The sequence below is a fragment of the Methanocorpusculum sp. GPch4 genome (assembly GCF_012062385.1).
Classification (GTDB): Archaea; Halobacteriota; Methanomicrobia; order Methanomicrobiales; family Methanocorpusculaceae; genus Methanocorpusculum; species Methanocorpusculum parvum.
Genome location: NZ_SIJA01000032.1, coordinates 11,871 through 24,192 on the forward strand (window position 1 = coordinate 11,871; position 12,322 = coordinate 24,192).

15 protein-coding genes are annotated in these 12,322 nt (G+C 54.4%); 3 read left to right on the forward strand and 12 right to left on the reverse strand.

What is annotated here, in order from left to right; genetic code table 11:
* Positions 1-91: 91 nt before the first annotated feature.
* The 11 genes from hisB to EYA77_RS03375 form a co-directional block, all read right to left on the reverse strand.
* Positions 92-673, reverse strand: coding sequence for an imidazoleglycerol-phosphate dehydratase HisB (hisB, locus tag EYA77_RS03325; RefSeq protein ID WP_042698422.1), 582 nt, complete (start codon positions 671-673; stop codon positions 92-94).
* On the reverse strand, positions 670-1,380 hold the full coding sequence (hisA, locus tag EYA77_RS03330) for a 1-(5-phosphoribosyl)-5-[(5-phosphoribosylamino)methylideneamino]imidazole-4-carboxamide isomerase (RefSeq protein ID WP_095642462.1): 711 nt from the start codon (positions 1,378-1,380) through the stop codon (positions 670-672). Before hisA ends, hisB begins: the two co-directional genes overlap by 4 nt.
* Position 1,381: 1 nt before the next feature.
* Positions 1,382-2,242 carry an ATP phosphoribosyltransferase gene (gene hisG, locus EYA77_RS03335; protein ID WP_042698428.1) on the reverse strand — a complete coding sequence of 287 codons (861 nt, stop codon included), beginning with the start codon at positions 2,240-2,242 and terminating at the stop codon, positions 1,382-1,384.
* Positions 2,243-2,246: 4 nt separating this feature from the next.
* On the reverse strand, positions 2,247-3,464 hold the full coding sequence (locus tag EYA77_RS03340) for a methionine adenosyltransferase (RefSeq protein WP_042698431.1): 1,218 nt from the start codon (positions 3,462-3,464) through the stop codon (positions 2,247-2,249).
* A gap of 129 nt (positions 3,465-3,593) precedes the next feature.
* Complete coding sequence (locus EYA77_RS03345) at positions 3,594-4,400, reverse strand: diadenylate cyclase (RefSeq protein WP_042698434.1); 807 nt, start codon at positions 4,398-4,400, stop codon at positions 3,594-3,596.
* Positions 4,400-5,272: a CoA-binding protein gene (locus EYA77_RS03350; RefSeq protein ID WP_042698437.1), complete on the reverse strand. Its 873-nt coding sequence runs from the start codon at positions 5,270-5,272 to the stop codon at positions 4,400-4,402. The genes EYA77_RS03345 and EYA77_RS03350 overlap by 1 nt, the downstream gene beginning before the upstream one ends.
* A complete protein-coding gene (sucC, locus tag EYA77_RS03355; RefSeq protein ID WP_167815863.1) occupies positions 5,269-6,354 on the reverse strand; it encodes an ADP-forming succinate--CoA ligase subunit beta in 1,086 nt (361 codons plus the stop codon). The genes EYA77_RS03350 and sucC overlap by 4 nt, the downstream gene beginning before the upstream one ends.
* Positions 6,351-6,884: a 2-oxoacid:acceptor oxidoreductase family protein gene (locus tag EYA77_RS03360; RefSeq protein ID WP_042698443.1), complete on the reverse strand. Its 534-nt coding sequence runs from the start codon at positions 6,882-6,884 to the stop codon at positions 6,351-6,353. Before EYA77_RS03360 ends, sucC begins: the two co-directional genes overlap by 4 nt.
* Positions 6,881-7,675, reverse strand: coding sequence for a thiamine pyrophosphate-dependent enzyme (locus EYA77_RS03365; protein ID WP_042698446.1), 795 nt, complete (start codon positions 7,673-7,675; stop codon positions 6,881-6,883). Before EYA77_RS03365 ends, EYA77_RS03360 begins: the two co-directional genes overlap by 4 nt.
* Complete coding sequence (locus EYA77_RS03370; RefSeq protein ID WP_167815864.1) at positions 7,672-8,805, reverse strand: 2-oxoacid:acceptor oxidoreductase subunit alpha; 1,134 nt, start codon at positions 8,803-8,805, stop codon at positions 7,672-7,674. Before EYA77_RS03370 ends, EYA77_RS03365 begins: the two co-directional genes overlap by 4 nt.
* On the reverse strand, positions 8,802-9,074 hold the full coding sequence (locus tag EYA77_RS03375; protein WP_042698452.1) for a ferredoxin family protein: 273 nt from the start codon (positions 9,072-9,074) through the stop codon (positions 8,802-8,804). Before EYA77_RS03375 ends, EYA77_RS03370 begins: the two co-directional genes overlap by 4 nt.
* Positions 9,075-9,268: 194 nt before the next feature.
* Here EYA77_RS03375 and EYA77_RS03380 point away from each other — a divergent pair, with 194 nt between their 5' ends.
* The 3 genes from EYA77_RS03380 to EYA77_RS03390 are packed head-to-tail and all read left to right on the forward strand — an operon-like array spanning position 9,269 to position 11,890.
* Positions 9,269-9,784 (forward strand): ACT domain-containing protein, encoded by a 516-nt coding sequence (locus tag EYA77_RS03380; RefSeq protein WP_042698454.1) that lies wholly within the window; start codon positions 9,269-9,271, stop codon positions 9,782-9,784.
* Positions 9,781-10,767, forward strand: coding sequence for a homoserine dehydrogenase (locus EYA77_RS03385; RefSeq protein ID WP_042698457.1), 987 nt, complete (start codon positions 9,781-9,783; stop codon positions 10,765-10,767). Before EYA77_RS03380 ends, EYA77_RS03385 begins: the two co-directional genes overlap by 4 nt.
* Positions 10,757-11,890 (forward strand): sugar-specific transcriptional regulator TrmB, encoded by a 1,134-nt coding sequence (locus tag EYA77_RS03390; RefSeq protein WP_167815865.1) that lies wholly within the window; start codon positions 10,757-10,759, stop codon positions 11,888-11,890. Before EYA77_RS03385 ends, EYA77_RS03390 begins: the two co-directional genes overlap by 11 nt.
* Before the next feature lie 32 nt (positions 11,891-11,922).
* Here the strand turns inward: EYA77_RS03390 and EYA77_RS03395 are convergent, their stop codons facing one another.
* Positions 11,923-12,321: a molybdenum cofactor biosynthesis protein MoaE gene (locus EYA77_RS03395; protein ID WP_042698463.1), complete on the reverse strand. Its 399-nt coding sequence runs from the start codon at positions 12,319-12,321 to the stop codon at positions 11,923-11,925.
* Position 12,322: the final 1 nt, after the last annotated feature.

The window sequence follows — 12,322 nt, forward strand, 5'->3', positions numbered from 1 at the left end:
CCGTGCATAAAACAAGCCCAGGCTTGATTATTTTACACGGGCGGTTTCCTTTGAAGCCCCCCGATTTTCTCTTAAGAGAGTATTAAAAAAGTCAGAGGGTTCCTTTTGTACTTGGAACCGCGGTCTCGCCGGGACGAACTGACAGAGCTTTCCCGAGAGCTATGCCAAAAGCCTTAAAGATCGCCTCGCATTTGTGGTGATCGTTCACGCCTGAGAAGATCACATGGGCAGTGATTCCTGCATTGGTACAGAAACTATAGAAGAAGTGTTCGAACAGATCGTTTGGAATACTTCCTGTCGAGATGCCGGTGAAGGAACCATCCATGACAAGATATCCTCTGCCGGAGATATCCAGTGCCGCAGTAGCGCGTGATTCGTCCATGGGGACGATCGCGTGGGCAAACCGCCGTATGCCGCGTCCTTCGCCGACAGATTCTTTGACGGCCGTTCCAAGAACGATCCCGATATCCTCGATCGTGTGATGACAGTCGACCTCAAGATCGCCTTTTGCCTCAACGGTCAGCGAAAAGCCGCCGTGGCGGGCAAAGGCGTTCAGCATGTGGTCCATAAATCCGATACCGGTCGACATAACGACGGTTCCGGGCGTATCCGGGTCGAAAACGACCCTCACGGCGGTCTCTTTTGTCTCTCTGCTTTTCTCAACTGATCTCATAATGCTGCCTCCAGCGCCTCTTTCAAGGTGATCTTTCCGCTGTACAGGGATGAACCAAGAACGCAGCCGGATGCTCCCAGCTCTTTGAGAGAGCGAACGTCCTGTGATGATGACACCCCGCCGGCGATGACGACTGGAATGCTGACGGCATCCAGAAGTTTTTGGACGGGGGCACGGTCGATTCCGGCCTGTTTCCCCTCCACATCCACATTGGTGTAGAGAAGAGAGCCTGCACCCAGTTCCTCGAACTTTTCTGCCCAGCCGATAAAGTCGCCTGCCAGTTCCTGCCATCCGGAAACGGCGATCTCACCGTTTCTTGCGTCCACGCCTGCCATAATGCGCTCACTGCCGAACTCCTGACTTAGCGTCCTGATAACGGCAGGGTCCTGAGTGGCGAATGTGCTGAGAATGATCCGGGAGACTCCGCAGTTCAGCCAGCCGCGGGCATCTTCAAGACTGCGGATGCCTCCGCCGACCTGAACGAAGACGTCGGTCATCTCGACCACCTCGCGGATCATCGCGGCATTCGTGCTGCTCGCCGCAAATGCCCCGTCCAGATTGACGACATGAAGATTTGCCGCGCCTTCAGCGATCCAGCGGCGGGCATTGTCGATAGGTGATCCGTAGACTGTTGCCGTCAGCCGGTCTCCGCCGACAAGCTGCACACAGTTCCCGGAGAGTATATCGACCGCCGGGAAAACTTCCATCTTATCTCACCATCCGGGTGATGTCCAGAACAAGGATATCCCTCGCTCCGGCGCGTTTCAGCAGATTGATCAGCTGATACACTTTGTTGGTAGAAACGACGGCGTGAAGAGCCACGGAATCGGAGCCGGCGATATCCATAATGGTCGGACCTCCAAGCCCGGGGATCAGCGATTTGATCTCCTCAAGTTTTTCGCGTTTGACATTCAGCATCAGATAACACTGACCTTTTGCCGCGATCACGCTCTCGAAGGCAAGAAGGATCTCTTCGATCTTTTCATGCTTTTCTGTGAGCGAAGTTTTGTTCGCGATCACGTTGGTCGTGCTTGCGAGAATCTCTTCAACGATCCGGAGTTTGTTGACTTCAAGGGTCGTTCCAGACGAGGTCAGATCGGCGATGGCGTCGGCGATGCCGAGGTGGGGTGCCGCTTCGCATGCCCCGGAAACCTCGATGATATTCACATCGATGGATCTTTCGGCAAAGTAATCTTTGCAGATATTTGGAAATTCGGTTGCAATCCTGATCCCGTTCATCTTTTCGACCGAGGTGATCGGGGATTCCTGAGGTACAGCGATCACGAGTTTGGCTGAGCCGAAGTTCAGGTCCAGAAGGCAGGCGACGTCTGCACGGCGTTCCGCGACCATATCCAGCCCGGTGATGCCGATATCGGCAACACCTTTAGCCACGTATTCGGGGATATCGATCGGCCTGACGAACAGGACCTCGATCTCCGGATCTATGGTCTTTGCGATAAGCTGGCGTGAACCGGTCATGTTGATATGGATGCCTGCTTTATCCATCAGATCATTGATCGGCTCTGCTATACGGCCCTTATTTGGAATCGCCAGACGTATTTTTGCCATAATTTCAGAAGGTCTTTAATTTTCCGTCGATGACGAGTCTGGTGATATCAGTGATGTTCTCCAGACGCTTGTTGACGATCTCTTCAACTTCGGGTGCGAAGTCCTTGAATGTGTATCCGCGTTTGGTTATGCACTGAACGCTTGCGATGTGCGGGTAGTCGATCGGGTGACCGATCTGGGAGAGAAGTCTGACGTACATCTCTTCGATACCATCGACTTTCTGGCATGCTTCCTTTGCGATTTCCGTGGAAAGCAGGTTGTAGATCTTGCCGATATGGTTGATCGGGTTTTTACCGGAGGTGGCTTCCATGGACATAGGTCTGTTCGGCGTGATAAGCCCGTTGCAGCGGTTTCCGCGTCCGACGGATCCGTCGTCGCCCATCTCAGCAGAAGTGCCGTTCACGGTCAGGAAGACCGAGGTCGTCTTTTTGCGGATGATATCTGCGGTGTTGATCTCAACTTTGACTTTTCTGTCGGTGTACTGTCTCGCGACCTGAGTGAAGGACTCCGCCATCTTCTCTTTCATCTCGACATACTCGTCGATCCCGGAACAATACCGGTCGACCATAGCGGAAGCTACGGTAATGGTGATCGTGTTGATATCTCTGAGTCCCATGAGTTTGAGATCGTAGCCGACCATCGGGTTTTTCGGGCGGAATTCATTGGCGATGTATTCGTCAAGGCCGAGGATGATCTGCTCGACCTGAGAGAAGGGTGCATGACCAACACCAAAAGAGGTGTCGTTTGCACGCGGAACTGCTGTGTGGCCTTTCTTTGTGTGGAACACATCACGCAGATCGGTGGAACCGGTTCCCATACGGCAGTCGACGATGACATCCGTCTCCATATTGAACGTGGGGATAGTCTGTCTCAGATAAGCGCGCGCCGCTTCTACAGCGATGGCGTCGGTTGCGAATACTTTGTCGCCGAACTGACGGGTAGCTCTTCCTGTAAGGAGGAAGTAGATCGGTTTGATGATTTTGCCGCCGCCAAACTGCGGTCTGGACTCGCCTGCGACGACTTCTCCCTGATCGGTGTTGTGGTGAAGGACAGCACCATCGCACTCTTCCATATATTCTCTGCAAAGTGCCCGGGAAATCGCTTCGGCAACCCCGTCAGCAATACTGTCGGGGTGACCGATGCATTTGCGTTCGACGAGTTCGACTTTCTGCTTTTCCATTGGAGTCTGAGAAAGATGGGTGATACTGATATTTCTCTTCATTTTTGAATCACTTCAGAATAATCTGATGTTTGAATATAAAAAAGATTGTATTGCAAATCAGAAAATTTTGCATCATTGCGGATCGACGGGAAATAAACGATCTTTGCAGACTAAAACGATCCCGCCGTTTTACAGAACCAGTCTGACGTCTGTCCGGATCTGGGCAACGGACTTTCCGCCGACGAAAACACGGATGACGCCGCCTGACTCGGAGACAACGATGCCGACTGCATGTACTACTTTGGTGATCGCCGCGGTGGCAAGATGTCGGCCGCCAAGTCCGCTTTGCAGGTTCGCATCCCGGCTGTCTGCATCGAGGTATCGGCCGGAGGCGGCGATGATCCCTTCTTTATCGATGATGAACACGCCGTCGAGCTGGGCAAACTCCTTGACGCTTTCCCAGTTTTCCCTGATCTTTATATCACGGACCTCTTTTGGATGGCCTTCATACGGGTTCAGGACACCCTGATGGGACCAGCGTTTCAGCTCATCGATGTCTCCCACGATGAACGCAGTGCCCACCGATCTGCCTTCACGTCCGTCATGGGCGAGTTCAAGCGCGAGCATCAGAACGGCATGCAAAGCTTCCGGTTCGACGATGTGGGCATAGTCCCCTACAGAGAAGGAGTTCTCCTGGCTCCCCACATCATAGATGAGCAGGGCATACGGGAACGCGGCGACAACGGTCCCGCAGTCCGCTTTGGTCAGGATCTTATACTGGAGGACAGCGTCGACGATCTGATTGGAACAGTAATCCACGAGTGCCAGCATACTGTGATCACGCAGGATCTCCGGCTGGATATCAACCACATGAACGGTCGGCGTATCAATCACGATATCATCCTCTTTCGGGAGAAATGAGATTACGGCAAGTGCGTTCACCGTTTTTGCCAGATTGTCCGCGGCTAATAGAAGATTTCTGTTCTTATCATTCATCACATACTCCTGATGAGCGCCGGGATCTCTGACGGACGTGTTGCAACCGGGATGTCGAGTCCCCGCAGACGTTCGATCTTGGACGCGGCATCTCCTTCTCCTCCTTCGACGATCGCGCCGGCATGCCCCATACGTTTCTCTTTCGGGGCGGAAACCCCGGCGATATACGAAACGATCGGCATGCCGAGATCCAGCGCACGGCGTGCGCCGTCGATCTCCAGACTGCCGCCAACTTCGCCGATCAGAACAATGGTCTTTGTCCGCCCGTCCGCATGGAACTCATCCACAACTTCGGAGAAAGTCTGACCTATGACGGCGTCTCCGCCTATTCCTATGATCCCGGACTGACCGAGACCGGCAGATGTGAGTTCGGCAATGACCTGGTATGTCAGGGTGCCGCTGCGCGAGACGACACCTACATCTCCTTTCATACAGAGATTTGCCGGAATGATACCCAGTTTGCATTCGTCTGGTACAAGCATGCCTGGACAGTTGGGGCCGATGACCCGTGATCCGCGGGAACCGGCATAGGCCACTGCCCGCATGATGTCATGAACCGGAACATGTTCGGTGATCGTGACGATGGTGGGGATGCGTGCATCGGCGGCCTCCATGATGGCGTCGCCGCATCCGCCGGCCGGAACGAAGATGACCGAAGCTCCGATTTCATGTTCCTCTGCTGCGTCCATAACCGAGTTGTAGATCGGGACGCCGAAGACCTCCTGACCGGCTTTTCCCGGCGTCATGCCGGCAACAACCCCGGTGCCGCCCACCTGTTTTGCATAGGCGTTCATCAGATTGATGTGGAATTTTCCCTGAGAACCGGTCGCTCCCTGCACAAGGATGCCCGTGTTTTTTCCTGCATAGATCATTGTACTGCCTCCACTGCCTGGCGAATCGCCGCGTCCATCGTGTCGGACATGACGTATCCGCACTCCTGAAGAAGTCTGCGGCCTTCTTCTTCATTTGTACCGGCGATCCGAACGATCACCGGCTGCGGGACGCCTGCCTCGATGATTCCTTTGGCGACCTCGTCACAGCGGGTGATCCCGCCGAGAAGATTGACCACGATCACTTTTACGCCCGGCATGGATGCAACCAGTCTGACCGCATACATGACCCGGTCCGAAGCCGCTCCACCGCCGACATCCAGGAAGTTCGCGGCTTTGCCGTGATAATGCGAGATGATATCGAGGGTCGCCATGGTTAGACCCGCGCCGTTTCCGATCACGCCGATGTCTCCGTCCAGTTCGACATAGGAAAATCCGTGTTTTTCGGCCTCTGCCTCGCGGGGGGTAAGATCTCTGTTCTCGGAGATTCCCTGACGGATCAGAGCATTGTCATCCAGAATGATCTTGCCGTCTGCTGCGAGAATGCCTTTTTGCGTCATCACCAGGGGATTGATCTCTGCAAGAACGGCATCCTTGGACAGGAAAACGGCAAAAAGATCACGAACGATTTTACCTATTTCTTTTGGGGCGTTACCTATCACGTTTCGGACGATGAAATCCGGAAGGGTGACAAATGACGGATCCACATACACGCGGCGGAGTGCCTCGGGTCGTTCTTTTGCGAGTGTCTCGATCTCGACACCCCCTTCACTGGAGAAGAGGATCAGCGGCATCTTTTTTGCACGGTCGATCGTAATACTCAGATAATATTCATGCGAGATCTCGAGCGCCTCTTCAACCAAAATTTTTTCGACGGAAAGTCCCTTGATCGTCTTGCCGAACAGATCGCGGGCGACCTCGGAGATGTTCTCCGCTGTTGCCGGAAGGATGCCGCCGGCTTTCCCTCTGCCGCCGACATCGACCTGAGCTTTGAGGACGACCTTTTCCGCGACTTTTTCCAGAGCCGGTTTTGCCTCTTCGGCGGAGTTGATCAGAACGCTTTTTGGCACCGGGATACCTGATTCCCGGAAGATCTGTTTTGCTTCATATTCACGGAATTTCATTGCTGACTCCTGACAAGTTCCTGCCCGATCGCAAGTGCCCGTTTGTTATTCTCTTCTGTGCCTTTGGGGACACTGTCCAAAACCGCGTGTTCAAGCGCATCGTAGGACACGATCCCGGTTGCTTCGAGGATCCCGCCGAGCATGATAACGTTGGCAAACACGGTTTTTCCAAGCTGGGATTTTGCTTCTGCGGTTGCAGGCACCTCATAATATCTGCATGCCGGCCGGCTCGTCACATAGCCCGGATCGAGAAGCATCACGGCATCATTTTTCACATGTGAGCCGTATTTATTGTATGCCTCCTGGGACATAATGGCATACACATCCGGATCCGTTACCTTGGGATAATGGATCGGGTCATCCGAGATGATCACTGCGGAGGCAGAGGCGCCGCCGCGTGCCTCGGGACCGTAACTCTGGGTCTGGACAACATGCTTATTCCCATACAGGGCGGCCGCTCTTCCGAGGATGACCGCCGCCGTGATGATCCCCTGCCCGCCAAGACCGGAGAACCTTATCTCGGATTTCATTTCGCCGCCTCCACGCCGAGCGGGGGATTGTTCCTGCGGACAAACTGACCGACAACGAACTTTTCCGGAGAAAGCTGAATCCCTTTGGCCGCATCGCGGTCTGCTTTGACCTTCAGGACAGCATTTTCTCTGAACATGTCGATCATCTGAGTCACCTGACGCATCTTGTTTTTACTGCCGAACGAAGTCGGACACTGGGTCATGACCTCGATGAACGAAAGACCCGGGGTCTCGAGTCCGGTTCTTATCGCCTCGGTCAGCTCTTTTACATGGAAGGAGGTCCAGCGTGCAACATAGTTTGCTCCTGCGGCCTCTGCTAACCTGCAGAGATCGAATGCCTGCTCCTGCATACCGTACGGGGTCGTTGTGCTGATAGCGCCATACGGAGTGCAGGGACTTCCCTGACCGCCGGTCATGCCGTAGATGTTGTTATTCATACAGATCACGGTTATATCGATATTTCTCCTGCATGCATGGATGAAGTGGTTCCCGCCGATCGCTGAACAGTCCCCGTCCCCGGTAAAGATGATCACATGCTGGCGCGGTTTTACGAGTTTCAGACCGGTCGCAAAGGCGAGGGCCCGGCCGTGGGTCGTATGCAGCGAATCGGATGAGGTGTATCCCGCAGCACGGGAAGAACAGCCGATACCGGAGATGAACGTCGTCTCCTCCTGTTTGTAGTCCAGCTCTTCAACTGCTCTCAGCGTGCAGTTGATGACCGTTCCGTTGCCGCATCCCGCGCAGTAGATGTGGGGGAGTCTGTCCTGCCGATACCAGTCTTCCAGATTCATAAGCACACCTCGGTCACCGGTTTTTTCACGGTTTTTGCGATCTCCGCTGCTTTAAGCAGTTCGGCCGGCGTATGGAGGGCTCCTCCGAGTTTCGGCACGACAACGATCGGAATGTTGGTATGCTGGCGTACCTCTTTTGCGATCTGCCCAAGATTCATCTCGGGGATGATGAACGCTTTGGCGTTTTTGAATGCAAGCAGGGATTCATCGGGGAACGGCCAGACGATACGCAGATTCAGATGGCCGTAGGTATCGGGAACATCGTGGAGGAGCTGACGGACCGTACGGGTCGGAGCTCCGTACGAGATGAAGACCAGCTCTGCGTCCGGGTTGACGATGTCGACATCGGCGATCTCGTTTCTGAAGTCCTCGATCTTTCGGACCTGACGGCGAACCAGTTTCTCGTGGATCTCCGCAGAATCGGTCGCAGGATATCCTTTTTCATTATGGGTCAGTCCGGTGATATGGACATTGTGACCCATACCGAAGGTAGCAAACCCGGGGACCCCGTTCTCGTCCGGGGCGCAGGGAAGTTCTCCCTCTTTGAGCTCGCGGCGGGGTATGATCTCCACATTGCTGTGCAAAGTGATCTTTTCCCGCATATGTCCTATGGTCTCATCCGTCATCAGGAAAACCGGTGTCCTGAACCGGTCGGCAAGATTGAATGCTTTGACCGTCAGATCATACATTTCCTGAACGGAAGACGGAGAAAGTGCGATCACGCTGTAATCCCCGTGCGAGCCGTATCTGCACTGAAGCATATCGCCCTGGGCAGCCATCGTCGGCTGACCAGTGGAGGGGCCGCCGCGCTGAACATTCGCGATCACGATCGGTGTTTCAGTGAAGGCAGCATAGCCGATATTTTCCATCATCAGGGAAAAGCCGGGTCCAGACGTCGCGGTCATCGTCCGTGCGCCGGCCCAGGAACCTCCGATGATCGCGGCGGCGCTCGCAAGTTCATCCTCCATCTGGACGAAGGTCCCGCCGATTTTTGGCAGACGGACCGCCATACGCTCGGCGACTTCTGTTGAGGGGGTGATAGGATAGCCGGCGAAAAATCTGCATCCGGCAGCCAAAGCTCCTTCTGCGCAGGCAACATTACCATTCAGGAAATCAGTTTTGTCCGTCAATATTCAATCACCACTTTCTGAGGCTCGAAGGGTTTTTCATCAATCCAGGATATTGCCTGGTCCGGACATATCATCTGACACATTCCGCAGAGCTGACGACCATAGAGCTTCTGCAGACGGCAGTTTGTACACCTTTCCGGGTGATCCAAAACCGGGATGATGTAGCCGCGTGAACCTGGTCTCTTTCCTTCCTGGAAAATTCCGTAAGGACAGACTTTCGTACACATATTGCAGCCTTTACACCGGCGTTCATTGATAACGAGCTTCATTATTAATACTATTAATATTATGAGTCTTTAACAGGCTAAAAGTTCTTCCGTTGAGTATGCCGGAGGCATCTCCTTCTGCAGACATCTGCGTGAAAAAACCTCCAGCCCCCCTCTGTATAGAGAATGATATGGGGTCCTATGGGAATCCTTATCCATTTCTAAAAGAAGAATTATTAAGAATAAGAGGGATACGCTTGCAGAAAAATGTCAGAACCTCACTACGACTTGAGCTCAAAGACAAACCCGGGCAGTTACTTGCTGCAATAGAACCAATATCCAAAAGCGGGGCAAATATCATAACAATCTCCCATCAGCGCGACACGAAGTCAGTCAATGGGGCCTTAATTGTCGACATCGTCATATCACTTCCAGAAAAACGGCTCGTGGAACTGATGGACGCTCTCCGTGCAAACGGCGTTGCCATCGTCCGGATCGGGACCGAACATCTTACCTGTACAAAAACATTCATTCTCATCGGCCACATCCTGCACACCGATCTTACGGACACGGTCAACCGGATCGATAAGGAAAATGTTGCTGAAGTGACCGAACTCGATCTGGTCATGCCCGGAATGGCCGAGCCTTCGACGGCAAAACTCACGATCAAAGCGATGAGCGAGCTGGAGATGAATCAGGCGGTCACAACGCTCAAGGACATCGCTGCCGAGAAACATCTTCTGATCATCAACCAGATAGGAGGCGGCTTATGAAAACATGGAACATCGCCCTAATCGGCCTTGGTTCGGTTGGACGCGGCGTTGCTGAGGTGCTTGGAGCCGATGCCCGTTTCCGTATCGTTGCGGCGGCCGACTCAAAGAGCGGCGCCTTCGATCCCGCCGGTCTTGATATAGAAGAGATCCTTGCAAAGAAAAAGAAGACCGGGCGGTGCGGCGACCCCGCGTGGCCTGCATCGCGTATCGCGGCGGAATCCGAATACGATATTCTGGTCGAGGTCACGCCGACGAATGCCGACACAGGCGAACCGGCGCTTTCCATCATAAAAACAGCGCTGACCCGCGGCAAACATGTTGTAACATCCAATAAAGGCCCTGTCTCTCTTGCCTCAGCCGAACTTCTTGAACTGGCGGAGAAGAACAATGCCGCATTTTTGTTTGAAGGAACCGTCGCCGGCGCCGTACCCATTCTCCGGGGGATCAAATACGGACTTGCCGGCAACAAGATCAAAGCACTCTACGGTGTTTTGAACGGGACCTGCAATTATATCCTCACCCGAATGGAGGAGGAAGGACTTACCTATGTCCAGGCCCTCGCCGAGGCCCGCGATCTCGGATATGCCGAGGCGGATCCGACATACGACATCAACGGAACCGATGCGGCGATCAAACTCGTCATCCTGGCAAACACCATGCTTGGAATGAATGTCACCCTCGCCGATGTCAAACGTACCGGCATCTCCGATCTGACCGTCGATGCCCTCCTGATGGCTGAAGAGACCGGGCACTCGATCCGTCTGATCGCATCCCTCTATCCGGAGAAAAATCTTCTGGAGGTCTCTCCGCGCCTGATCTCCAAGACCAATCCTCTTGTGGTGACCGGGACGCTGAACGCCGTGACCGTCGAAACCGAGTATGCCGGCGCGATAACGTTCATCGGCCGGGGAGCCGGATCCGTTGAAACGGCCAGCGCAATCCTGGCCGATCTCCTGTTCATCACCGATAAATATGACCGGTAAGGAAAAACCCGGCGGCGTTCTTGAACGCCGGGGCGCATTCCTCGCAGCCATGAGACGGATGACCTTCGAAGAAGGCCACTTCACGACTGCCGATCTGGCAGCTGCAGCTAATGTTCCGCGTTCAACAGCCCAGGACTGGGTCAACCGGCTGATCAAAGAGGGCTGTATCTTCGTAAAAGAAGAACCGCACGGCAGAAACCCGGCACAATACGCCTTCAGAAGCGCCCTCCCGCAAACCACCTGCAAACGGATCTTTACGACCCTTGACGGCAGCGATGTCGAGATCTTCCATGAATGTCTCTCAAGCGGATGCGCGGGTTTTTGCGAGTTCCATCACCGGAAAGCCGGCGGCGCGGCGATCTCCGTCACGCGTGACGGTATGATCTTCCGTGAGCGTGCACGCATCGGCGAAGCGAATGAACTCAGACTGGATTCTGCCGCCGTGGGTCTTGCTTTGGTGAGAAAAGAGGGAACCGAGATCGTCCAGACCATCCGGTCGGTCCCGGGCGGGCCGGCATATTCCCTCTCCTCAATGATGGGCCATGCAAAAGGCGTGAACGGAGTACAGATCAGCGCGGCCGGCGGGGTCATCACCGGTGAAGTGCGGACATCCGCCCTGACCCCGGTCACCATCGGCGTGGATGATACCGACCGGAAAGGATGCGGGGGGGCGACATTTGCCCTTTCCCAGGCACTCATGAAGTATCTGACCGACGCAGGAAGCATCATCGGGATCCGGCATCAGGTCGCCGCCCTCTGTCAGGATATCGAGGAAAAAACTGCAGGAAACTCCTGCAGTTTCATCGAACTGGCCGTTGACCCAAACGTCCTGAACTCTCTTGCCGCCCGCGTCTGCAGATTCGTCGATGAGGAAAGCGTCTCAGATGAATGGGGGGTCGCGATCATGACGTCCATCACGGTCCCAAAGGATCTGCTCCTGCTTGGAAAAAAGATCCGTCAGGAACGCGTCACAATGGAAGAGGTCATGACTGCCGCACAGAAATGCGGGGTCGCCGTCTACGGCAAAAATGGCATTATCGGCGCAGTCGGCGCAGTAAGCCTGAAATCCCAGCCGCAGGAAGTCCTTCTGGATCCGGACTGTCCGATGATCCCTGCATACTGACACCAAAAATTTCAGAAAAAAAGTGGTGAAGATTAATGCACCCATTCTCCCCGGGCATTTCCGGAGAGCTCCTGTTTCCAGATCGGGACCTTTTCTTTCAGCTTCTCGATGATATAACGCGAACCTTCATACCCCTCGCCGCGGTGGGCTGCCCCGACCAGGATCACCACGATCGTCTCGCCTAAGGCAAGACGGCCGTACCGGTGTATGATATCGACCGAGTTCAGATGAAAAAGTTCCATTGCTTCTGCCGCGATATCGGCAAGATCCTTTTCCGCGACCGGAACGAACGCCTCGATCTCGAGCGCGTCCATATCGCCGTCATCCCTGACGCAGCCGATGAAAACGACCTGCGCCCCATCCTTGTTCGTGCGGGATCCTGCGATCAGCGCGGCGACATCGATATCCTCCTTTTGCAATGCAAGGACCATG